This is a genomic window from Halorhabdus sp. CUG00001 (assembly GCF_009797925.1).
Classification (GTDB): Archaea; Halobacteriota; Halobacteria; order Halobacteriales; family Haloarculaceae; genus Halorhabdus.
Window position 1 is genome coordinate 767,039 of sequence record NZ_VOLB01000001.1, and the last position, 23,570, is coordinate 790,608.

A 23,570-nucleotide genomic window follows, 5' to 3' on the forward strand; every position below is an offset into this window, starting at 1 on the left:
TGTTGGAATTTACTGAATGTTCGGTCAATATTGCCGCTGGACGGGTGCGTAAGTGAGATCCCAAACTTTGATGCTGACTTACCGTTCAGTTACTACCATGCACCGGGAGACAGACACGGCCAGATTGACGGGACCGGCTCGGGGGACCGGGAACCGGCTGGCGGTCACGGGGGGACATGGATGACAGCTTCGAGTGAGTCCGCCGAGACGGACATTGCACGTGCGATCGACCGCCAGATTCAGACCTGGTTGAAAGCGGCGCCAGCACAGTTGGTGACGGACGCGACTCGTCCGATCGAAGAGGCGGCCGATCAGTTCAGTGGCCGATATCTAGTGCTTGCTGGACAGGCACTTCCGGGGACGGCCGATCGCGAGCAACTGCTGTCTGCAGCCGCGAGCGTGGCGTGTCTCTCGGCGCAGATGCGACTCAAGGCGAACGAAGCCATCGAGGCAGACAGCGACGACACGACACGGGCCGTACTCGCCAGTGATTTTCTCCACTCGCTTGCATACGCCGGTGTCCCAACGGATGACTCTCCGGCCCAAACGCGCCACGCTACGGAGTCGATCGGTCAGGCCTGCTACCGATCGCTCACAACGGCGAGTCAGCGATTCACGCGTTGCTGGTTTCGATCGGGAGCCAATGACTCAGCCCAGACGGCACCGATCGAGCCGATCGTCACCGCGGCAGCAGGCGAGCTGGCTGGTCTTCTGGAGGAAGCGAACGACAAACGCCTCGACGCACTACGGTCACTCGGGCTGACCCTCGGACTGCAACGGTGGCGACAGCGGACGAGCCGAACACAGTCACGTCACAGGACGGCTGAGAGCGACCCAGAACTCCCACAGGGACTACCGGAGACCCTCACCCAGACAGAGGTCCAAGAGGCACTGTCGATGCTGCCAGAATCGTCTGATCGGTCCGTTCTCGAGCGATTCGTCGACAGCGTTTTGACCATCGGTCACAGTAATCCATCAGAAACATGACTTGTATGCATCGATGGCCGAGGCGCGCCTGGGCCACCCAGCAATCAGTCGCGCCGTCGATCAGGGACCGCTGGATTGGTGATAACAGTGCCTGAACCATCGGATTCCGAGGACGAGCGGACCACTGAAGAAGCGATCATGACCGCGACCTACCGGGCGCTCTGTGCCCACGGGTATGCCGGGACCAGCATCTCCCGCATCGCAGAGGAGTTCCCAAAGAGCAAATCACTCCTGTACTATCACTACGAAGACAAAGACGAGCTGTTAGCCGATTTTCTCGGCTTCTTGCTCGACCAACTCGAGGCCGAACTAGAAGCAGATACGCCAGATGGCCCCGAAGAGCGCCTCGACGACTTCCTCGACAAACTCGTCCCGACAGGGATGGATGAAGAGCACCTCCAGTTCTTCCAGGCGCTGATCGAAATGCGCGCGCAGGCTCCCCACGACGAAACATTCCGCCGACAGTTCGACCGAACTGACGACGTGATCGTCGCAACGCTCACCGAGACGATCGAAGCAGGGATCGAGCAAGGCGTTTTCCGACGGGTCGAGGCGACCCAGACGGCAGAGTTCATCCACGCGATGGTGTATGGCATGCTAGTCAGGAGTGTACTCGTCGATGACGAAGCGGTCCTCGAGTCGACCAGAGAAGAACTCGACAACTACGTCGATCGTCACCTCCGAATCGAGGCATAAGCGAGTAGAAAGCGGTTGTTCAGTCGATATGGATAGCTGGCTTGCCAGGCGTGGCCCTGCCGGCTAGGTCCTCGTCATCGACCGTGTCTGCGGTGGTGATCCGAACCGTCGCGTCGAATTCCGTCTCGAACAGCCAACGCGCCTGATCGAGCAAGGCGCGTTCTCGATCGGGTTCGAGGACCGGTTCCAGCGAGCGCCGACGGGTTTCGAGATCGGCGAGATACGGTCCAGCACGGTCCCGATGGTCGGCGACGAGTTCGTCTTTTAGAGCCTGGCTGACGACCGCAGCCTCTGGATCTGCGGTCCTGACGGACTCGTAGGCCCGGTACTTCCATGCAGGGGCGACGACGAACGTGATCTGGTCTGGATCGTCGATGCCCGCTACGTCACAGATGTCACGGACGTCCTCGCGAGTGCTCTCGATGAGCGCGCGTTCGATTTGGTACGCTGTGACGTTGCTCGCTGGGTCGGGCCACTCGGCCTCGACGACCAGCCCCTCACACCGGAGGGTGTTCCAGAGCTCTTCGGCCAGATATGGGGCGATCGGGCCGATCAACAGGGCAAGCGTCTCCAGGCCGCGCCGATAGACCGCTTGCTGTGGGGTCCCAGCATCGAGGTACTGGCCAAGGAGTCCAGCCAGGCCACGGATCTCGGCGATCGCCTGGTGGAACCGGAAAGCATCGAACTCCGCGGTCGCAGCGGCGATGGTTCGGTCGATCGCCCGGTCGAGATACTCATCTCGTGGGGCAGGCTCGTCGCGGAACTGCTCGCGTTCGTCGAAAGCTCGCCCCATCTCGTGGAGTTGCTGTTGGAACTCGTAGGCCGAACTGACGTCCTTTGCGGTCCACTCGAAGTCCTGTCGCGGGTGGGCCGCGCTCAGGACGAACAGGCGCGTCGTCTCCGGGCCGTACTCGTGGGGCGTGATCACGTTGCCTTTCGTCGTGGACATCTTCTCCCCGCCGTGGAGGACCGTTCCCTGGTTGACCAGCCGCTGGACGGGTTCCCGGACCGAAAGCAAGTCAAGATCCGACAGCACCCGGGCGAAAAACCGGATGTACAGCAGGTGTAACACGGCGTGTTCCTCGCCGCCGACGTAGACGTCGACGGGGAGCCACTCCTCGGCGAGATCGGCCTCGAAGGGCGCGTTGTCGCTGTCGGGCGAGAGAAAGCGCAGGAAGTACCACGAGGAGTCGACAAAGGTGTCCATCGTGTCCGTCTCCCGGCGCGCGGCGGCCCCACATTCCGGACAGGTGGTCTCGACGAATTCTTCGTTCTCGGCGAGGGGATTGGCCCGCGAGTGCTCGTAGTCGGGGAGTTCGACCGGTAACTCGTCTTCGGGGACCAGTACCGGTCCGCAATCGTCACAGTGGACAATCGGGATCGGCGTCCCCCAGTAGCGCTGACGGGAGATGAGCCAGTCCCGGAGTCGGTACGTGACAGCCGAGTCCGCACAGTCAAGTTCCGAGCGCAGTTGCTCGCGGGCATCCCCGGTTTCCAGTCCGTCGTACTCCTCGCTGTTCCGGAGGATCCCCTCGCCCGTGTACGGGGCCGATTCGAGTTCCACGTCTGCGTCATCGTCCGCCGGGTCGATCACCGGTGCTATCGTGAGGTCCTGTGCCGTTGCGAACGCGTGATCGCGCTCGTTGTGGGCTGGCACGCCCATTACTGCGCCAGTGCCCACGTCGTCGAGGACGTACTCGGCGACGTAGATGGGCACGTCCTCACCAGTCAGTGGATGGATGGCGTGGACACCGGTGAAAACACCCGCGTCCACACTGTTCGAGCGGCCGCTGTCGCTTGCCCGAACCGCATCGAGGTACTCGGCGACGCGCTCGTCGTCTGCAGCCAGCGTCCGGGCAAGTTCGTGACCGGGCGCGATCGCGAGAAAGGTCGCCCCATAGATCGTATCGAGTCGCGTCGTAAATGCTGAGACGTCGCCATACTCGGGGACCTCGAACGTGACTTCAGTCCCGTCCTGTTTGCCGATCCAGTTGCGCTGGATCTCCCTGACGCTCTCGGGCCACCCCTCGAGATCATCGAGGCCATCGAGTAGTTCCTCGGCGTAGTCGGTGATCGTGAAGAACCACTGATCGAGCTCGCGGGTCTCGACGGGTGTTTCACATCGCCAGCAGAGACCACTCGTTCGGGCCGGCTCCTCAACGTCCGGACCGTTTCCGTCGCTTGTGGCCGGTCGCTCGACCTGGGCGTCTGCAAGGACCGTCTCACAGTCCGGACACCAGTTGACCGCGGCCGCGTCGTATTCCACCAGGTCGGCCTCGTAGAACTGTCTGAACAGCCACTGGTTCCAGCGGTAATACGACGGATCGCTGGTGGTGAACTCCCGTGACCAGTCGTACCCAAAGCCCATCGCGTCCATCTCCTCGCGCATGCTCTCGATGCACGATTCCGTCCAGGAGCGGGGATCGGTGAAGTGCTGTTCGGCGGCGTTTTCCGCAGGAAGGCCAAAGGCGTCCCACCCCATCGGCTGGAGCACGTCGTCGCCACACATCCGCCGGTAGCGGGCGTAGGCGTCGGTGATGGCATAGTTCCGGACGTGGCCCATGTGGAGATTGCCCGACGTGTAGGGAAACATCCCGAGGACGTACGTCGGGTCAGTCGCGTCGTCCGGACATTCGTAGACGTCGCGGCGGTCCCACTCGTATTGCCAGAAATCCCTCACGACTTCCGGAGAATACCTATCATGGTGTGACATATGATGTATGACGGTATCTCTCACGTCCCAAAGCAAAAATGTACGGTCGGGAATGGCGTGAGGTTTGATTAATCAGATCGAAACTCGCGCGTTACGTTCGTTCGGTTGGCGTTTTATCGAAAACAACGTTTCGTCAACGAAAACTCACTAGTATCTAATACTACTCCGCAGGAGGGAGAGTACCCGTCAAAGCGTACCGATTAAGTCACTCAAGGAGGCCGAGAGTATCCTTGTGCTTCGAAATTAGGTCACGCACTCGCTTTCGATAGGCAGCTTTCGGTCCACTGCCGGCCATCTTTTTACTTCTTTCGCTCTTGCGTAGTACATTGTTGATGGCACGCAGTCTTGGGATTTTGGATTACGTCGGCCGATCACTGATCGGGTCAGAGAGCCGTTTAGACCTCTGGTCATGACCCTCCATCAGAGTCCGACGACAGTATCAACAATCGCTCACCCAAGAGCGTTTAACAGCTATCTGGATTACAGAACAAGTGATGGGCAGTTCTCATCACAGGGTGGTTGGTATTCTCGTTACACTGGTCGTCACCGGTGGACTCTATTGGTTTGTGGGGCATTTTGCACTGGCGGCAGTCACAGGATTGCTGTGGGGAAGCGGTCTCCTTATGACGCTTCGAATCGCCCGCCAGCACTCCTCTCACACGACTGGTGATGACTGGGAGGATAAACGTTGGACCGGGGCCGGGACGGGGCTCTTCACGCTTGCCGCGCTAGTCGGTGTCAGTCTGACACTGCCGATCTCGGCCGAACTCCAACTCGGCCTCGAATTCCTCGTTATCGGCGCTGGATTTGTCGGATACATAGCCGGCACTATGGCCGAACTCGAACGGAATGCGGAGTAGTCGTCTTTCCCCATCTCGAACGCTCTGTATGTTCTCTGTACTGACCGGCTTTTCACCTTTCACACTGGATAAAGAAACCGCATTTTCAACTACTGCTATGCGGAACGCGGTCGGATGGTACCAATTGAGGCTTCCCCCGCTCTGGTATTCGGTCATCTGCGTCTCGAAGGGATCCCCTTCCTTGTTCAAGTTGACTTATTCGGACATCCACAGGAACGGATTGTCAGTCCCGTACTGTTCCGGTAAGTTGAGTTGTCCAAGGCGCGGGTCGGTGAGGTGTTCGACGTCCTCGGCGAACTGCTCGGCACTCATGCCAAGTATTTCGTCAGGACACGCCTCGTAGGTGTGATTCCTTCTAACTCGACCGCTTCGGTAATCAGGTCGACTACTTCGTCGCCGAACTCGTCGGTCCACACGCTGGGATTCTCCGACCAAATCTGTTTGACGAGATCCACGCCTAAGCTGTCAAGGACCGAGGCACGCATACGCCGAGGGATAGGGTGGCGTAGTTTACATGGACTACTCTATTATACCGGCCGATGGGGGATCAGCTCTCACAGGCCTTGCATTCGAGGATGTCTCGGCTGAACTTCTGTGCGGCGTTCACGCTGTGTTGGTAGTAGAGACTCTTCACCCCTTTTTTCCAAGCCTCGATGTAGAGCTGGTTGATCTCCTTGACGCTCACTTCGCTCGGATCGATCGAGACGTTCAGGCTCTGTGCCTGATCGATGTGTTTCTGCCGCTGCGCTGCCTGGTTGATGATCGCCATCTGTGGGATCTCGGCGAAGGTCTTGAACACCTCCTTCTCCTCGTCGGTCAGGCAGTCGAGGTGTTGCACACTCCCGTCGTTCTGTGCGATGCTGTCCCAGACCTCGCGTTCGTCTCTGCCTCGCTGTTGCAGTATCGCCTCGAGGAACCGGTTCTTCTGCGTCGATTTCAGCTTCGCACCGTCGCGGACGAAGTAATTCGATTTCAGCGGTTCGATGCTCGGACTGACCTGCCCCAGGATGACACTGCTGGATTTCGTCGGGGCCACGCTCATCGTCGTCGCGTTCCGGCGACCGTAGCCCTCGAGCACCTCCGGCTCGCCGAACTCGTCGGCGAGCCGACGACTCTCCTCGTAACTTCGCTCCTTGATGGTGCGGAAGATTGCCTCGTTTTTCTCCATCGCCTCCATGCTGTCGAACGGAATCATCTCGCTCTGGAGATAGCTGTGCCAGCCGAGGACGCCGATGCCGATCGCCCTGTGCCGTTTCGCAAACCGCACCGGGCGATCCATGAACTGCGTCCCCTCCGCCTCTTGAATAAACTCCTCCATGACGGCATCAAGGAACCGCGTCAGCGTTCCCACTGCGTCGGTATCCTTCCACTCGTCATAGTGGAGCGCATTCATCGATGAGAGACAACAGACGAAACTCTCATCTGGCGTGGCTGGCAGTGCAATCTCGGTACACAGGTTGGAGGCATTGATTTCGTAGCCCTTGTCCTTGTAGACCTGTGGCTTACCTTCGTTCATGTTGTCCCGGAAAATGATGTACGGGACACCGATGTTGATCCGCGCCTCAATGATTTCTGCCCACATCTCTCGCTTCTCCTCGTCGCCGTCGACCATCGCCCGAAACCAGTCGTCACCGATGATGACGCCGTAGTAGATGTCCTGTACGGGGTCGCCCTCGGTCTTGATGTTGAGCCACTCGTCCAGATCGTCGTGTTCAACGTCTATGTACCCCGCGAACTGGCCGCGCCGCGTCTCGCCCTGGCTGACGACGTTGATGATCGTGTCGAACAGCTCGGTGAAGCTGTAGCTTCCGTTGCTCTTGCCGTTGTTCGTGATCGGGCTGCCTCGGGGCCGGATCTCGCCGAAGTACCCGCTGGTCCCGCCGCCCAGCTTGGTCATCTCGCCCACTTCGGCCTGCGTGTAGAGGATGCTCTCCATGTTGTCCTCCATGTAGCTACCGAAGCAGCTGATGGGCAGGCCTCGATCCAGACCGAAGTTCGACCACACCGGACTCGCGAGGCTGTAGAAGCCCCGACTCATGTAGTCGTAGAACTTCTCCGCGAAGCCGTCGTCGTCCAGGATCTCCTCGGCCCGCTCCGCGATCTCCCTGACACGCTCCTCGGCCGTGACACCCTCGATCAGGTACCCCTCGTTGAGGAACGCCCGGCTGTCCTCGTTCAGCCAGTAGAACGGTTCCTCGTGCTGCTGGTTGACCTCGTCGAGTGCTGGTTCTGTTTGTGCCATCGTTAGAACATGTCCTCCGCGGTGATGCTCTGTGCGTGTTTGTTGTACGTGGTCGACCGCTTGCTGAAGAAGTCGTTGTCCTTCGTCATCATGATGTCCTCGTCGAACCACCGTGTCTCCTCGAGCAGGTCATCGTCCGGGTCGAATATCGGCTCGACACCGACGTTCTCGAGGCTCTGGTTGAACCGGTCCCGCAGGAACGCGTCGACGTGCGCCCGGGGAAGAAACTCCAGTTCGCCCTCACCGAAGATCCAGTCCAGTATCTTCATCTCTGCCTCAAACGCCTGCTGACAGGCCGCTTGGACCTCTTCTTCGAAGTCCTCGTCGAAGAGATCCGGATTCTCCTCGCGAATCGTCTCCACGAGTTCGACACCGAACAGTCCGTGAATCTGCTCCTCCTTGCTGGTCGCTTCGACGGCGTTCGCGATCCCCTTGAACTTCTTTTCGTGTTTGTCGAAGCTCGTCATGATGAGGAACTGCGAGAACAGCGAGACGTGCTCGACGAACGTGGAGAACAGCAGGAGACTCATCACGTACTCCTGTGTGTCGTCGCTCTCGCTCTTCTCGAGGTACTCGTCGAGGTAGTCGATCCGCTCCTCGATTGCGGGGACGTCGGTCACCTCCTCGAAGTCCTCTGTGATCCCCAGGATGTCGAGGAGGTGGCTGTACGCGTCCATGTGTCTGACCTCGCTCTCGGCGAAGGTCATGCCGACGTTCCCAACCTCCGCTTTGGGCATCTCGTCGTAGATCTCTGCCCAGAAGGTCTTGACCTGGACCTCGATCTGCGCGATGGCCAGCATCGTCCGTTTGATGACGGTCTTTTCGGCCGGAGTCGTGTTGACCTTGAAGTCCTGGACGTCTCCCGAGAAGTTGAACTCCGTGTGAACCCAGTAGCTGTTCCGTATCGCGTCTTTGTACTCGAGGACGTCGGGGTACTCGTACGGTTTGAGCTGCGTCCGTTCGGAGAAGATGTCGGTCTCCGGACCTCCGCCTGTGGTTTTGTTTTCAGTCATTGGCACGTACTCCGGAGGAATCGTCCTCTGTTGGTTGGTTTCTGTTTCCGTCGTTGTCTGTACGTTTGGACATGGATCATGCTTGCCCGGTCAAGGATGACCGAACATTCGTTTGATCTGCGTATGTTTGTGTCATAGTGAGCTGTTCGAGGCTTCGAAGTCATCAAGTTCTGCATCCAAGACTGCATCAAGTTCTTTCAGGAATTCCTGTGGCTCAGAGAATGCTTTGTAAACGGAGACAAATCGAATGTAGGCTACCTTATCGAGCGTGCGGAGGTTCTCAGAGACGAGTTCGCCGATGAGACTCGAAGCGACGATACGTGCCTCTCGACCTTGCAGTTCGCTCTCGATATCGTCGACGAGAGCAGTCACTGTTGTCTCGGTTATATCCCGCTTCTCAACGGCTCGCTCGATCCCTGCGCGGAGTTTCTGTCGGTCGAACGATTCAATGGTTCCGTCGCGTTTTTTCACTTGGAGGGACTCCCACTCCGGACGTTCGTAGGTGGTAAAGCGGAACGAACAGCGTTGACACTCGCGGCGCCGTCGGACGGAGGTTCCGTCGGCACTGGTCCCTGTATCGATGACGCGTGTTCGCTCGTTCCCGCAGTCCGGGCAGTTCATAGTTGTCACTGCTTAATCCTCTAGGCTCTTAACCCTATATGTGGCGTCTCTCGATTTTGACCGCAATATCTGGTGGTGAAGGCTGTCACATAAAACTTCCCCAATAGGATTGATGTAGTACAATTAAAATTGATTAGTGGGGTGGATGATTGGGATCATATACATTGAGAACACCAGTCTCAACTTCTGTGAGCCGTGGGTCCCACAGATTCGGCGTTTAGATTTCTACAAACAAATAACTCAACAACACTTATGGGCGATATCGAGCTAATCAGCACTTCAGGAGGGGCGCACAACCTCGGGGGATTGATTTAATTTGTAATTATTTATAATATTGAAGAGAGAATCAGCCGATCAGTAGGTGTAGCAGTAAACGATATCTACGGAGACGACGAACTTGTTGCCATTCTCGTAGACCGTGTCTGGTGGAAACTCCGACCAGACCTTGTCGATACACAGCAATTGTCCGAGATCGCTGATGCTGCAGCTAGCGATAGCTGTGTGGCTATCGGGATACTTCGTAAAGCGGTCCACCGATTTGCCCGCACTGTGGAGCCCCTCGCCGAAAATTTTGGTCGCCCTAAAATTCAAAACCGTTTTATACTTTAGGCGAGCCTAAATCGCGTGGAAGACGATTCCAGCGGCCACGAGGCACCGACACGGCGTGAGTACATGAAGTACGGCGGAGCAGTTGTGGGCGGGGGGTTGCTCGCCGGCTGCACCGGTGGGAGTAATTCGCAGTCTACGACAACAGAAGCGGGCTCCACACAGACCACCACGGAAACAACGACCGAGACAACGACGGAAAAACAGTTGGTACTCCGTGACAATAGAATCACTTTCTACTTAGCAGTATTCTATGCAAGTACTTTGGGTATAGTTACATACTCCTGTACTCGTGCGTGGTTGTAGTGACTTCGATCTATGGCGACTCCGTGGCTGAATGTGGCTCACTCCGGCGGCGGGCGGCGTAAACCTGACCGACGGATCGGGCGGCCGTTTCCCGCTTCGTGGGTCTGACACCAGAACTTTCCGCTCGGCCGACCAGGTGTGGCTATGCGCCTGAGGTTTCTGGGCACGGGTAGTGCGATGGCGACGGGCGAGCGCAACCAGACCGGACTCCTGTTCGAGACAGCCGACAGTCGCATGCTACTGGACTGTGGCAGTGGCGTCCTGGGTGGCCTGGCAGCGACCGACGGTGGCTACACCGATCTCGATGCCGTTCTCCTGACACACCACCACCTCGATCACGTCGCCGACCTGCTGCCGCTGTTGAAGGCCCGCTGGCTCGCGGACGCACCGCCGCTCACGATTGCCGGTCCACGGGGGACAAGAGAACTCGTCGACGACCTGCTGTCGGTCCACGCGTATCTCGACGATCACGTCGACCCGACTGTCACCGACCTCGATCCGGGAGCGGGCACGATCGGCGGGTTCGACATCCGCGCCCGGGGCGGAAAACACTCGATGCCGGGCTTTGGTTATCGAGTCACGCCCGCGAACAGCGACGGCCCCACAGCCGTCTTCAGCGGCGACACCGTGGCGTTTCCCGAGTTTCTCTCCGTGGCCGACGGGGCCGACGCGCTCGTTCACGACTGCTCGTTTCCCGACGACGTCGAGACCGACAACCATCCCACGCCAGCGTCACTCGGCGCGGCACTGGCGACGGCCGACATCGACGTTGGGGCGGTCTATCTCACCCACCTCTATCCCCACACCGACGGCCGCCACGGGGAGATGCTCGATTCCATCGCCGACTCCTACGACGGGGAGGTCCGAATCGCCGCGGACGGCCTCGAAGTGACGCTCTGACTGTCAGTCACTCGCTGGTGAGGACTTCCACGGGCCGGATCCGCAGGAGAACGCGTTCGGTCTCGATTGGATTCGGGTACTCGTCTTCGCCCATGTACCGCTGTGCCAACGCGTCGATGTGCTCGCGTGCCCCCTCGGTCGTCGTCTCGGCGACCTCACCCGTGACCGAGAGAAATCGATACGGGTCGTCCGGGTCGACCATGCTCACCGACACTGTCGGATCCCGAGCGACGTTCCGTTCCTTGCGTCGCCCGCGCTCGGTGTTGACCAACAGCCGGTTGTCTTCGGCATCGTAATCGACCCAGACCGGCGTAGTGTGTGGCTCGCCCGCTGGAGTCATGGTCGTGACGTGTGCGAACGTGGCCGTCTCGAAGAGGTCTTGGAACGTGGACGGGATCGTCGCCATAGCGGGCAATTCACCGGCCGAGGGATTAACAGTACTGGCCGGCGAGCCCACTCCAGCTGTGGGGTGTCGATGCGGCCGGCCCCCGACGAGCCCTCAGACCCGATCGAGCCTAACGCGGAAGTCCGCCCCGCCGGCTGCACTCTCCCGGACGTCGACAGTCCCACCGTAGGACTCGGTGAGTGCCCGGACGAACCCGAGTCCGAGTCCGGTGCCAGTACTCTCTGGACCTTTCCGCCCCATCTCGAAGATGTCGTCGCGAATCTCTTCGGGGACACCCGACCCATCGTCGGCAAATCCGACGATGACTGTTTCGGGGGTCGGTTCCTCGACGTAGATCGAGACAGTCACGGGGTCGTCGTTGTGAATGGCCGCGTTCGAGAGGATGTTGGTGAACACGGAATCGAGCAAATCGCCCCCGTATACCTGACACGCGAACGCGTCGGGATCGAACTCGACGGTCAACCCGTCGTACTGGGAGTCGACGTCTCGAACAGTCTCCTCGAGTTCGGCCCTGAGGGACTTGGGTTCGGGTTCGGTGGCCTCTTCGAGTGTCGAGACGAGGTCCCCGACCCGACCGATCAGATCCGACGCGCTCTCGGCGGAGCGTTCGATCCGCTCGACGTACTCTCGGGTCTCTCCGTCGACCTGATCGGCAACCACGTCAGCGAACCCGGTGATGACTTGCAAGTCGTTTCCCAGGTCGTGTCTGAGCAGCCGATCGTACATCTCGACCATCTCCTTGCGCGTTTCGAGATCGTTGCGCGCTCGTTCGAGTTCTTCCCGAGACCGAATATTGCTGATGGCCGTCGCCGCGTGGGAAGCCAAAATTTCGAGGGGCTCAGCGTGTCCGTTGTCGATCTCCTCGATCGCCGTCGCCCGCATGACGAGAACGGCGATCACGTCGTCGACGATGCTCGCTGGCACAGCAAGCTCTGCTTTGACCGAGGAATCCGCTGTCAACCCGGCGTCCGCTCCGGTCCGGCGAACTGTCTCGCCGGTCTCGATTGCTTCGAGCACGACCCCAGAGGGCTCGTCACCTGCCTCGAGGTGTGGGTTCATGCTCTCGCTGACTTCTGGGACTCCGTTGCGGACCTCGACGAACGTCGAGTAGGGATATTCGAACAACAACGACATCGCTTCCAGCGTCAGCGACACCACTTCGTCGACCGACTCACAACTGTTCAGCGCTTGTCCGTACCGGTTTAGATCGGCGACTTGCGCAGCGAAGTCACCCTGATCCTCGAAACCCATCGGCAATGTGATCTCCGTCGGTGTATCGTCGTGCCCCCATCAAAAAACCATTGCGACAAGTGGCTGAGACGTCACTGGAGTCGATACCGCAGCAACGCCGCAATGCCACCGAGATTGGCGAGTTGCTGGCCTGGATCGAACTCACCTGAGAAGACAGTGACATCCCCGCCCTGTTGTTCAGTCCGCTCGACGATCTGATCGATGTCGACATCCCAATCGCCCTCGCCAGCACGGGCGCTTCGCAGTCGATCGTCGAGAACGAGCAGGCGCTCGATCGCGCCGTACTCTGCGGCTGCTGCCACTTCGTCGGGGCCGTAGGCGACTTCGACACCCTCGGCGATCCGCTCCATCAGTTCGTCGATCAGCCCGGCTTCCTCGGCGATCCGGGTCTGCTCTTGGACGTCCTCGACGGCACCACGTTTGAGAACCTCGTGAACACCGCGATCCCCGACAGCGCTGGTGTCGACTGTCGTAATCGCCTCGGCGACCTCGGGTGCTTCGTCTTCGATATAATCGAGCGCGTCCTGTTTGGTAAACCCGGGGCCAGCGAGGATAATCGCGTCAGCGTCGGTACGGACCAACACGTCTGTCAGTTCGCTGAATAGCTCGGCACGCGGGCGGGCGTAATCGCCTTTCCCAGTCGGCCCGCTGATGCTCGCCCGCTCTTCGGTTCCGTATTGAGCGACTGTATGGACGTAGGCCTGGCCTTCCTCGACGGTCGCGACCGCCACGTCTGGTGCGTCGGTGGCCTCGACCGCATCCTCGATGCGATCGAGTTGGTCGGGTTTCCAGGCTTTTTCGACGTCGATCTCGTCGTGCTGTTCGACGTTGAGTGTGTGATGAGCACCGAGTTGGTCCTCACGGGAGCACTCGGCGATGACGCCACTGACTCGCAGACGATTGGCAAAGCGGGCAAATTCGACATCCTCGACGTCGAGACCAACCCAGATGTGTTCGCGTTCGCCACCGGTATCCCGGAGCTGGTCGTCGTTGCGCTGGATGCGGCGGGTCGTGTCGCCGGAGACACGATCGTCCGGCTCGATGACGTAGTTGAGATGCCAGAGGTCGTCGAGGCTCTCGGGGACGAGCGTAAGGCGCTCGCGGCCACCCTCGACGCGTTCTCGCTCGTCGATTCGCATACGATGATTCAGTTCGGAGCCGACAAGTGCCTACTGTTTCGATCGGGTCGTCTCTCAGCGCCGACACCGGACCTCGACACGCGGATCGACGACAGTGGCGTCGGGGCTGTCGTCACTTGCCTTCCTCACCCTACTCTTCGACCATGCGGCTGCCCCCCGGCGGCAAGAACTCCTGGATCAGGTCCGGGCTGGCGACTTTCCGAACGAACGTCTCGTCGGCGAACCGGCCCTTGAATTCCCGGTAGAGCTTCTTTCCGATATCGTTCTGGGCAAACCGGCCGGGTTCGACGGTAATACTCGTCTCCGCCTGATCGCGGATTGCACTCGGTGGTCCACCGACGACACGTGTCTCCGGCTCACAGGTAATCCCGACCGCCACGCCGACGGGCGTGTCGTCGTAGTACGTCCGATCGCCCCTGATCGCGAAGCTCCCTTTCTCCAGATACTCGCCACTCTCCGGGGTCTTCGTGACTTGATCGCTGTCGACAGAGTAGACGTCACCGGCGTACTTGCCGTCCTTCCAGAGTGTCGAATAGGAGACCGCAAACTGTGCGGCTTCCTCCCGGCTCCGTTCGGGTATCGTCAGATCGTCGGGGGCGGCCTCGCTCGGGCCAGTTGCTTTCAGAATCGTCGCCGGAGCGCCGTGGGCCTGCGTGTGGAAAAACAGGTCGCCGCGATCGAGGTACTTCTTGACCAGCTCCTCGTTGTGGTCGGCGTTGCGTCCACCGATAACCAGAAAGTCGTCGCTGGTTCGAAACCACCGAAAGCGGTCGTACCAAGTCTCGGACTGTCGAACTGGAATCGAGTCTCGGGACAGCCAGTCGACGTCTTCGTCGGCTTGCTCGTCGTCCCCGTCCTCGCTTTCCTCGGCTTCCCACGCCTCACGGCGCTGCTTGACGGCTTCTAGCTGTTCGCGAGTTTCCGCGATCGCGTCTTCGGCCCCGGCTTTCTTTGCCTCGATGCGCTTTGCCTCTTGGTAGAGCCGATCGGCGTTCTTCTCGACGCCCGTGTCGGCTTCGAGTTCGATGCGGTGGTCCTCAAGTTCGATGGTGACTGTCCCACGACTCCCATCGACGTCCCGGACGGCTGTTGCGGCTGGAATCCCCTGTTCTTTGCCCGCTTCGAGGGTCGACTCGATCTCGTCCCAGGGCGTCTCGGCCGCCCGGGCATCCTGGATCGTCGAGAGAACGTCGTCGACGAGATCGTAATTCGCATACAGAAGTTGTGCCCGCTCCCGTTCGCGCTCGGCGTCGGCCTCGAAGTCTTCGATTGCCTGCTCTTGTTGTTGGATGATACGCTGCTGTTTTTCGATCTCGGCTTGGAAATCGGGTCGATCACTCCCACCGGTTTGTTCGTCTTCGGCACGGTCGAGTTCGCGGAAATACGCCTCCAGTGCTGCGGTAAACGAGTCGTACCGCTCACTGTCGAGGTGGTCGTACTCACGCAGGGGTACCGGCGTGGCGTCGACCGGTTCCTCGTCCTCGTGGTAGAGTCGGGGATCGAGATCGCCGGCCTGTAACCGCTCAGAGAGGGCCGTAATCGACTCATAGAGGGCTTCGAACTCGGCCTCGGTCGTGTCCGCGATCGGCTGGTTGTACGGCACATCAGCCCGCGAGCAGAGTTCCTCCCCGTAGAGACCACCGAAGTTGAGCTGGGTAGCGAGCGTTCGTACCACGTCAGCGTCGGACTGGCTCATGCGGTCGAGGAAGTCCTCGTACTCGACTGTGAGAGGGTTGAAGCGGGCCTCGGGGAACTCGTATTGGCCGCCCGGCGCGACCGTCCGGGACTGCAACCGGACCGTCTCGAAGCTATCGATAACGGTGTCGGTTTCGTCGAGAATCACGACGTTCCCGTCGCCAAACAGTTCGGCGACGATCGTCGTGTGGTCGTCGGTCCGCTCGAACCGGAAGGTGAGGATGCGGTCGAACTCGAATTGCTCGACGGCAGCGAGTTTCGACCCATCCAGCCGGTTGCGCAACATCATCGCGAAGTTCGGCGGCCGTTCGGGTGCGTCGGGGACCCGCTCGGGGGCCATCGTGTGCACCCGCTTTGGGTCGTCGACTTGGACTAGCAATTCGATCCGGCCGAAGTTCGGGCCGCTCAGCTTCAGTCGTAAGAGATCGTCGTCGTAAAGATAGGATTTATCGTGGTGTGCACCGGTGTACTGGCTCAGCTCACCAGCGAGTGCAGCACAGTCCACACTCGTCAGTTCCCGCTTGCGATCCATGCCTGGACTGGTCGGGCGCGCGTGGTAAGCGTGTCGCTCGGACGTCGTTCCAGTGGTCCGTGCCACCATCGCTGCCAGCCTCTATGTCGGCTAACTCACCCGCCGAGGATTTTAGTCACGGTAGCTGTTACCATAGACCGTGATTAGCCCCGCCGGCCTCTCAGTGACGGACGCGGACGTCGAAGCATCCTTCCGGGACCATCCCGTCGCTCAGTGGCTCGTACTCGCTGTCACGACGGGGATCCTGTGGACTCTCATCCAACTTGCTGTCAGTGACTCGACGGCGGTGGCGTTGTTGAGTGGCGGTGCATTCGGGGCTGTGTTCGCGACTGTCTTCGTGCTCGTCCGGCGAGCAGACCACTGATCGGTTGCCTGCCGCTCAGAGACGTTTGCTCACGTACGGCCCGTCCTGCTGGTAGTCGAGTTGATCGCGATAGTACTCTCGTGCGCCGATCCCGCTCAAGACGGCGAGTTTTTCGTAGCCAGCCTCGACGGCCAATGTCTCTGCGCGTTCGATCAGTCGCCGCCCGTACCCCTGGTGTTGCCAGTCTTCGCCTCCAGAGTCACCGATGGCGACTTCACTCCCGTAGACGTGTAACTCCCTGACAACGGCGGCATCTTCGAGCTCTCGGCGGACGACCTCACTGGGGAAGCGGAGCCGACAAAAGCCCACGAGTAGGTCGTGTGCGCGATCTTCGAAGCTGATGAAGTGTTCGGTCCCGCCGGCGACGGTGTAGGTCTCGACCGAAAGCGTCACGTCCTCGGGTTCCTCGTCGCGGTGGCCGACTTCTCGACACCGGATGCACGAGCACGACTCGCCCCGAGATTCCATCCGCTGTCGGGCAAGCTGCCGGAGATTTGATTTTTTGACCCCAGACTCGATCAACGGTGCTGGAATGTCTCGTTGGACGCGCTGGAGCCGGGTGTAGCGTGGGATCGTTGGCTTGACGTCGGCAACGAGTTCCGCGGCTTCCTCGCTGGTCAGCGGGTCGAACTCTCCACGGCGGTGCATGTCGTAGGTAACGGTCCCGCCGACAACCAGCGTCGGGTAGATCTTGAGGTAGTCCGGTCGCCACTCGGGTCGCTCGAAAAGCCGCCGGAAGTCCTCCCGGACCATCTCCGCGGACATGCCGGGCTGGCCAGGCATCATGTGAAACCCGACCTTGAACCCGGCATCGCGGAGGCGTCGATTGGCCTCGATCGAGGCGTCGACGCCGTGTCCACGGTGCATCTCGCGGTTGATCGCTTCGAAGGTCGTCTGGACGCCGACCTCGACTTTCGTCCCGCCAAGGCGAAGCATGCGATCGACCTGTTCGGGGCCACACCAGTCGGGTTTGGTCTCGAAGGTGGTCGCAATGTTACGCACGTCGCCAGTCTCGTTCTCTGCGATGACGTCTTCCAGATACTGAAAGTCGTACTCCGAGGGGTCCTGGGCGAAGTTCTCGGTCTCGGATGGTTGTGGGTCACAATCGACGTCGTAGTCGTTCATCGCCGCCAGGGCACGCTTGACGAACCACTCCTGGTAGTCGTGGCTGCGGGCAGTCATCGTCCCGCCCATCAAGATGAGTTCGACTTTCTCGATCGGATGGCCGATTTTCCGCAGTTGGTGCAAGCGCAGCGTCACCTGCCCGTAGGGGTCGTACTCGTTTTGGACACCCCTGGCTGCGGCCGGTTCCTGGCCGGTATAGCTCTGTGAACTCTCGAATTCCGAATCCGGGCCGCCCGGACAGTACAGACACTTCCCGTGCGGGCAGTTCTCGGGCGAGGTCATCACGGCCACGGGCGATACCCCCGAGGCCGTCCGCATCGGCTTGCGACGAACGACGGCAGCCAGTTCCTCACGCCGCCCGTCGGGCGCCCGGTCGAGTAACGCGGAGTTCTTTGGCACTTTCTGTGCGCTGTACGTCGAACAGACCTCCCGCTTTGCAGCTTCGAGGCCGTCACGGTCGAGGTCGCCGTCGAGAATCCGTTCGATCAACTCCTCGCACGCAGCCTCGAACGGGTCGCGTTCGCTCACAGCGTCGGAACTCATTCAGTTGTCTGTGATCGCCGTTTCGTGCGAATAAGCGTGTCGTTCGGGGTGACGCCGGCCGGATCACTGGCCGGCAATCGCGACAACGGTGCCGAAATCGCGACGGCTCTCGTCTAGAAGAACTCGGCCAGGGCCTCGACGACGGCGTCCTCGACGGCCGACCGCTGGCCGGCAAGGAACTCGATGCGGTGGCTCCGTGTACTCAGGGGCTGGAGGTCCGCCCCTTCGACGGCAGCTTCGGCAGCGGCTGCCAGCTCGCCCACGTCGACTGCGCGGTCGCTCCGGACGTGGAGTTCGTCCTCGTCGATGCCGACGATCGCCGCGAAGTCGCTCCCAAGCCGACGATACAGCGCATCGAGCAGCAGCATCGTCGTCGGGAAGTCATAGCCGTGCGTGAACTGTTCGATGTCGAGAACGCCGACCGTCTCGCCCGCGACGTCACGGCGGGCCAGGTTGGCCTCGGCCGTCTCGACGGCCACGTCGAGTTTCTCACGGAACTGCTCGCTGACGTGACTCGCCAGGCCGCGGCCATCTTTGCCAGACTCTCTTTGGCCGTCGAACAACAGATCGGTGACCAGTTCGCGCTTGTCCTCGTAGGACTGATAGAACGCCTCGAGTGCAACCGCTTCCCGAATCTCCTGAACGGCAGTTTCGTCGTACCCGGCTTGCGCTGCCGCATCACCGTAGGTCTCGGGCACTTCGCCCCAGTAACTCACGGCCGGCAGATGGGTGAGGTCGTCACGGACGTCCGCTGTGACGTGGGCTGCAACCGTCGCGGCCAGCGTCGTCGCGGTCGGCCCGCGAGTCCGTCCGTCGGCGGTCGCGACAGTGGCCGCGTCGGTCCGGGGTGCAAGGGTGGTTTCGACGGCCTCGTCGATCGCGGGTTCGACCACCGTGTCGACGACGACTCGCTGTGCATCGTAGATGTCGAGCAATTCGAACCCATCCAAGGAGGCTTCGGTCCCGCCAGCGCCGACAAACACCAGCAACGGGAGGTTCTCGTCGTGACGATCGCGGTTCGAGAGCATCCGTGTCACGTCGGTGGTGGCATCGGATAGATCGTAGACGTCACCTTCCAGCGGGCGGCGGTCGATGTAATGATACGCTGCGTCTTGCCGGCTGTGACGGTCACGAACGCGGGGCAACACGGCACGTTCGATCGCGGCTGCGCCGACGTAGCCGTCGGTCGTCGCGCTGTGGCGGACGATCACCGGCCGATCTGCCATGATCGCTCGGCGGATCTCTTCGACGATATCCGCGATCGGTTCGCTCTCTGCGGCGATCGCATCGTCGTCGACGAGTGGGTCTATCTCGTCGGGACGGGCTCGCTCGCGCAACGCGGCCTCGATCTCGTCGAGGACGTCCTCGCGGTCTGGCCCGTCCAGTACGGTGAGATCTTCGGTCTCGACCTGTAAGTCCCCGCGACGTTCACGAACTTCACCGTCGATCCGGACGACGTCACCGTCTCCGACACTCGGGTAAGCGCGAACGCCCGCCTCGACGAAGGCCGCACAGTCGACCGTTCCGGTACCGTCTCGGAGCTCGAACACCGTCGGTCCGCTGGTCTGTCGGGCGTCGACGATCTCGCCAGTGACGCGGATCGTTTCGCCAACCCAGTCGTCGAGTTCACCGACGGTGACTGCCGGCGCTTCCGGAGGTTCCCGGTCGAGTGGTTCTGAGGGAGCGGCGTCACTGTCAGCCGCCTCCTCGGTGTCGGCCGGCGAGTCACTCGCCTGCTCGGCGTCACCAACCGATCCGACAGTCGCACTCTCTTGGTCACTCGCCCGGACGGCACCAGCCGCTGGCTGGGCTGGCTCTTCTTTGCCGTCGTCGGCCGCCGACTCGTCACTGTCGTCGCCGCGGTCGTCGGACTGGTCTGTCGTTTGCTCGTCTGTCTCTGCTTTCTGTTCGGAATCAACTTCCGCTGGGAGTAGCTCGTGGGCAGCGTCAGGATCGTCGATCAAGACGCCGCGGAACTCGTCGTCGGCCTGCCGGATCGACCAACTGAGATCGACGTTACCGTTGTCTCGAACGTTCGTGACGCGAACGTAGACGCGCTCTCCTGGTTGCCAGTCGAGTGTCTCTAAGCGTTGATCCAGCTCGCTTTCGTGAAGCAAGCCAGTTACCGATTCTCCGACGTCGACGAACACACCGAACTCCGCGAAGCCATCGACCGAGCCGCGGTAATAGCGCCCTGCCGTGAGTTGGTCGGGCGTACTCCCGCGAAACTCGAAGACAGCATCTTCTTCGTGGACGTCACAAATGTGGCCGTCGACAGACGTACCGCAAATGATACACGAACCCATTGCATCAAGCAAGCATGTCGCGCCTAAAACGGTTGTCGAATCGTTGCTGGCAACGTCCGGGTAGGGTGGCTCATCACACGAGCGTGGCGATCGCGTCAAATCCACCGAATACAACGCCATAAACCAGGACTATCGGAACTGCTCCGGCAATCACCCCCTGGGCGTAGTCGATATCGTGGACGGTGGAGAGACCAACGACGAGTAAGACGGCGCCGTAGCTGGCAGCGACAATCGTGACGGCCGGGATTGGAATACCCGCGAACACGCACGGCGCGGTCGCGTACGCGAGAACTTGGACCGTCTCACTGATGCCAGCCCGATCCGGAGTGATCGGCCACAACAAGACGGTCTGGAGTGCCGCTAGGACGTGCAGACCCAGGGGAGCAACGAGCAGAACAGTCACGAGCAAGACAAGCACGGCCGAGACCACCGGCTGACTGCCGACGACCGGTCGTGTCTCCGGATGGAATATGTAGCGACTCCCCGCTTCGATCCCGACGACGACGAGCAGGAAAACGAGGCCAGGGGCCTGATCCCCGGGCGCGACTGATCGACGGAAAAATCGCCGCGGCGTGGTCACCACGCCGATCCACGCCCACAAGAGCCCGAGAGGGCCTTTCTTTCGCCCGCGCGTGCCCGGATCAACCCACTGTGTCACAGCCGGCGGTACGACCGCTACCCGTTAGTCGATTTGGATTCCGGACAGCCAGACCGGCCGACCCGGGTTAATCGTCCGCACCGACGTTCTCGCCGCTCTGGAAGGATTCGGGATCGGGGTCGATATGTGCGTACTGGACTGCCTCGCGGCCGAGGACATCGAGTAGTTCCCGGAGTTCGTCGTCGAGGAGTCGTTCGCCATCGAACACTGAGGACGCTCGTGGGATCGCCACCTGATGGGGGATGACCCACGCGTCCAGTGCGCGACTGACGGTCCGTAACTGTTCGAGGGCACTGATCGGGAAACGACCGCCAGCAACCGCGAGGAGGCCGATCGTGGTGTGTTCGAACTCATCGAAACCACAGTAATCGAGCGCGTTCTTCAGAGGGGTCGCAAACGAGCCGTGATAGACCGGTGTGCCCAGAAGCACCGTATCGGCCGTGCGAACGCGTTCTCGAAATGCCGGCGCATCACCCGCGTCCCCATCGTCGGCGTCGAAGACGGGTAACGTCCACTCCCGCAGATCGAGCAACTCCGTACTCGCGCCGGCGTCCGCGGCAGCTTGCAGTGCGAGACGGAGTGCTTTCCGTGTGTGGCTGTCGTCTCGAAGACTCCCACAAATACCGACGACGTCGGTCTCTGTCATATCGTCGGTTTGGGAGGGGCGCCGTCAAAATCACACCGGTCGAGGACGCAGGTTGCTGATCTGCTCGCCCGTCTATCGTGGCGTGGCGTTTGGCCCTGTGCCAGCAACGGGGCCACCTACCGGTGGAGCCGAGCCGTCGTCTGCTCGCCGCGATGGTCGAGCTCGACCAGTCCGTCGTCAGCGAGATCACCGAGCAGTTCGACGAGCCATTGGCGACCGTACTCGCCTTCGGGGGCGTAATCGACCCGCACTTTCGGCCCCAACTCGTCGAGGGCCAGTCGGTCGTGCTCTTTCAACGCCCCAATTGCCCGTCCACGCATCTGCCGGCGACTCCCCTCGAAGCTGGGCTGGGTTGGGACGTCCGGGGCGGCAAAGTCCCCCGTCTCGTAGGCGTCACACCACTCCCGCCAGGGACAGTGGGCCTGGTCGCAGGCAGGCGTCTTTTCACAGGCCACGCCGCCAAGTTCCATGATAGCGTTGTTCCAGACTCGGGACTCGCCGTCGGGCATGAGCGCACTCGCGGCGTCCTCGAAAGCCGCGTCCTCGTCAGGAATGGAGAACGCCCGATACAGCACCCGCTTGACGTTGGTATCTACGACGGCATCGCCGGTGTTGAACGCGAAACTGGCGACGGCGTTGGCGGTGTACGGGCCGACACCCATGAGGTCGGTCAGTCCCGCCGGTGATTCTGGAAACTCCCCATCGTGGTCCTCGACGATCTGGGTGGCGGCCTCGTGGAGGTACTTCGCCCGGTTGTTGTACCCGAGGCTGTGATCCGACCAGAAAGCGACTACCGTCCCGCGGTCGGCCGCCGCCAGGTCCGCGACGGTCGGCCACCGATCCAGAAAGTCCGCCCAGGCGTCGACCACGCGATCGAGCTGGGTCTGTTGGCTCATGACTTCCGAGACCAGAATCGCGTACGGGTCGTCAGTCTCGCGCCACGGGAACGCGCGGTGGTCCGTCTCGTACCACTCGATCAACGCATCTTGGACGGCCTCGTAGCGCTCCGGAACGCGCTCCGGCAACTCCGTCATTGGTTCGGATTACGGGTGGCAGCGTTTGGACGTGACGGTCTGGCAAACTCGATCGCACAACTGTTTTGAGCGAGCCCATCCTCGTGGCGGGGGTGCGCGACTTTCACTCCCACTCCAACTATTCGGACGGCGAGGTACTCTGGAGTATGGTGCAGGCGGCACAAGAGGCGGGCCTGGACGGTGTCGGGATCGCCGACCACTGTCAGTTACCGGAGAGCGATTCGTTACGCGATTCCCGTGCCGCGCTCGGCCACACGCTCGACGTGACCTACGAGCGACGCCGACGCGGGATCGAGACGGTCCGCGAAGAGTCCTCGATCGCGGTCTACGACGCTGTGGAGATGGATTACGCCACTCACCAGGAGGATCGCATCGCCGAGTTCCTCGACGTGGCTGGCTTCGATTACGTCATCGGTAGCGTCCACGCTGTCGAGGACCGACCGATCCAGTATCCCCCGAACTTCGCGGACGACACCGAGGCAGAACTCGAGGCGGTCGTCGACGAGTACTTCGAGCAACTCACAGCGATGATCGACTCGGGTCTGTTCGACATCGTTGCCCACCCCGATCTCGTCGAACGCAATCCACACCTCCGTGGACGGGCGAGCACCGAACACTACGAACGGGTTGCCGATGCACTCGCGAACGCACGGGCCGTCCCGGAACTCAACGCTGGTCGTGCGCTCCGGGAGACCGGACAACTGCATCCAACAACCGAGTTTGTCGCTGTCCTCCGCGAGCACGGTGTGGCGTTCACGATCGGTACAGACTCCCATCATCCCGGGGAATACGCACCACGCATGGAGTTTCTCAGGTCCGTCCGCGACGACACTGGAGTGCCGACGGTCACGCCGCCGTCACTGTGACCAGCACTGCTCGTGGCATGCTAGACGACCGATGGAGGCCGAAAGACGTTTTCCCACGCTC

At 60.9% G+C, this 23,570-nt stretch carries 19 protein-coding genes and 1 pseudogene; 6 read left to right on the forward strand and 14 right to left on the reverse strand.

The genetic code is table 11. From position 1 onward, the window contains the following. Positions 1–180 precede the first annotated feature (180 nt). Positions 181–987, forward strand: a complete 807-nt coding sequence (locus FR699_RS03805; RefSeq protein ID WP_158854184.1) for a hypothetical protein — start codon at positions 181–183, stop codon at positions 985–987. Between the two features lie 87 nt (positions 988–1,074). After that, the gene (locus FR699_RS03810; protein ID WP_229770542.1) at positions 1,075–1,683 is read left to right on the forward strand and encodes a TetR/AcrR family transcriptional regulator; all 609 of its coding nucleotides are present in this window, start codon (positions 1,075–1,077) and stop codon (positions 1,681–1,683) included. Positions 1,684–1,702: 19 nt separating this feature from the next. Here FR699_RS03810 and leuS read toward each other — a convergent pair whose 3' ends face one another. After that, positions 1,703–4,396, reverse strand: coding sequence for a leucine--tRNA ligase (gene leuS, locus FR699_RS03815; protein WP_154551694.1), 2,694 nt, complete (start codon positions 4,394–4,396; stop codon positions 1,703–1,705). 494 nt (positions 4,397–4,890) lie between these two features. Between leuS and FR699_RS03820 the strand changes: the two genes are divergently transcribed. Next, positions 4,891–5,256: a sterol desaturase gene (locus tag FR699_RS03820; RefSeq protein ID WP_158855704.1), complete on the forward strand. Its 366-nt coding sequence runs from the start codon at positions 4,891–4,893 to the stop codon at positions 5,254–5,256. A gap of 120 nt (positions 5,257–5,376) precedes the next feature. Here FR699_RS03820 and FR699_RS13460 read toward each other — a convergent pair. The 4 genes and pseudogenes from FR699_RS13460 to nrdR form a co-directional block, all read right to left on the reverse strand. Beyond that, a pseudogene (locus FR699_RS13460) lies at positions 5,377–5,714 on the reverse strand (ribonucleotide-diphosphate reductase subunit beta); the annotation flags it as partial. Between the two features lie 89 nt (positions 5,715–5,803). Then, entirely contained in the window at positions 5,804–7,498 is a 1,695-nt protein-coding gene (locus tag FR699_RS03830; RefSeq protein ID WP_158854186.1) for a ribonucleoside-diphosphate reductase subunit alpha, read from the reverse strand. Between the two features lie 2 nt (positions 7,499–7,500). Next, positions 7,501–8,511: a ribonucleotide-diphosphate reductase subunit beta gene (locus FR699_RS03835; protein ID WP_158854189.1), complete on the reverse strand. Its 1,011-nt coding sequence runs from the start codon at positions 8,509–8,511 to the stop codon at positions 7,501–7,503. A 132-nt stretch (positions 8,512–8,643) separates the two neighbouring features. Then, positions 8,644–9,132 (reverse strand): transcriptional regulator NrdR, encoded by a 489-nt coding sequence (gene nrdR / locus FR699_RS03840; RefSeq protein ID WP_154551690.1) that lies wholly within the window; start codon positions 9,130–9,132, stop codon positions 8,644–8,646. Between the two features lie 1,056 nt (positions 9,133–10,188). Between nrdR and FR699_RS03845 the strand changes: the two genes are divergently transcribed. Then, the gene (locus tag FR699_RS03845; RefSeq protein WP_154551689.1) at positions 10,189–10,944 is read left to right on the forward strand and encodes an MBL fold metallo-hydrolase; all 756 of its coding nucleotides are present in this window, start codon (positions 10,189–10,191) and stop codon (positions 10,942–10,944) included. Positions 10,945–10,951: 7 nt separating this feature from the next. Here FR699_RS03845 and FR699_RS03850 read toward each other — a convergent pair whose 3' ends face one another. From FR699_RS03850 to rqcH, 4 genes are all read right to left on the reverse strand, one after another. Next, positions 10,952–11,350 carry a PPOX class F420-dependent oxidoreductase gene (locus FR699_RS03850; protein WP_158854192.1) on the reverse strand — a complete coding sequence of 133 codons (399 nt, stop codon included), beginning with the start codon at positions 11,348–11,350 and terminating at the stop codon, positions 10,952–10,954. Positions 11,351–11,443: 93 nt separating this feature from the next. After that, positions 11,444–12,601 carry an ATP-binding protein gene (locus FR699_RS03855; RefSeq protein ID WP_154551687.1) on the reverse strand — a complete coding sequence of 386 codons (1,158 nt, stop codon included), beginning with the start codon at positions 12,599–12,601 and terminating at the stop codon, positions 11,444–11,446. A 71-nt stretch (positions 12,602–12,672) separates the two neighbouring features. Then, entirely contained in the window at positions 12,673–13,740 is a 1,068-nt protein-coding gene (locus FR699_RS03860) for an mRNA surveillance protein pelota (protein WP_154551686.1), read from the reverse strand. Positions 13,741–13,870: 130 nt separating this feature from the next. Next, positions 13,871–15,967: a ribosome rescue protein RqcH gene (gene rqcH / locus FR699_RS03865; protein ID WP_158854195.1), complete on the reverse strand. Its 2,097-nt coding sequence runs from the start codon at positions 15,965–15,967 to the stop codon at positions 13,871–13,873. A gap of 139 nt (positions 15,968–16,106) precedes the next feature. Here rqcH and FR699_RS03870 point away from each other — a divergent pair, with 139 nt between their 5' ends. After that, positions 16,107–16,331, forward strand: coding sequence for a hypothetical protein (locus FR699_RS03870; protein WP_158854198.1), 225 nt, complete (start codon positions 16,107–16,109; stop codon positions 16,329–16,331). Positions 16,332–16,346: 15 nt separating this feature from the next. Here FR699_RS03870 and FR699_RS03875 read toward each other — a convergent pair whose 3' ends face one another. From FR699_RS03875 to FR699_RS03895, 5 genes are all read right to left on the reverse strand, one after another. Further along, positions 16,347–17,999 carry a tRNA uridine(34) 5-carboxymethylaminomethyl modification radical SAM/GNAT enzyme Elp3 gene (locus FR699_RS03875; RefSeq protein ID WP_154551683.1) on the reverse strand — a complete coding sequence of 551 codons (1,653 nt, stop codon included), beginning with the start codon at positions 17,997–17,999 and terminating at the stop codon, positions 16,347–16,349. A gap of 113 nt (positions 18,000–18,112) precedes the next feature. After that, a complete protein-coding gene (locus FR699_RS03880; RefSeq protein ID WP_154551682.1) occupies positions 18,113–20,305 on the reverse strand; it encodes an OB-fold nucleic acid binding domain-containing protein in 2,193 nt (730 codons plus the stop codon). 73 nt (positions 20,306–20,378) lie between these two features. Further along, positions 20,379–20,963, reverse strand: a complete 585-nt coding sequence (locus FR699_RS03885) for a YIP1 family protein (protein WP_154551681.1) — start codon at positions 20,961–20,963, stop codon at positions 20,379–20,381. Between the two features lie 67 nt (positions 20,964–21,030). Continuing rightward, positions 21,031–21,609, reverse strand: coding sequence for an NADPH-dependent FMN reductase (locus tag FR699_RS03890; RefSeq protein ID WP_154551680.1), 579 nt, complete (start codon positions 21,607–21,609; stop codon positions 21,031–21,033). A 116-nt stretch (positions 21,610–21,725) separates the two neighbouring features. After that, a complete protein-coding gene (locus FR699_RS03895; protein WP_158854201.1) occupies positions 21,726–22,643 on the reverse strand; it encodes an A/G-specific adenine glycosylase in 918 nt (305 codons plus the stop codon). A 92-nt stretch (positions 22,644–22,735) separates the two neighbouring features. On the opposite strand from FR699_RS03895, the gene FR699_RS03900 reads away from it, so the two are divergent. Next, positions 22,736–23,509 carry a PHP domain-containing protein gene (locus tag FR699_RS03900; RefSeq protein WP_158854204.1) on the forward strand — a complete coding sequence of 258 codons (774 nt, stop codon included), beginning with the start codon at positions 22,736–22,738 and terminating at the stop codon, positions 23,507–23,509. Positions 23,510–23,570: the final 61 nt, after the last annotated feature.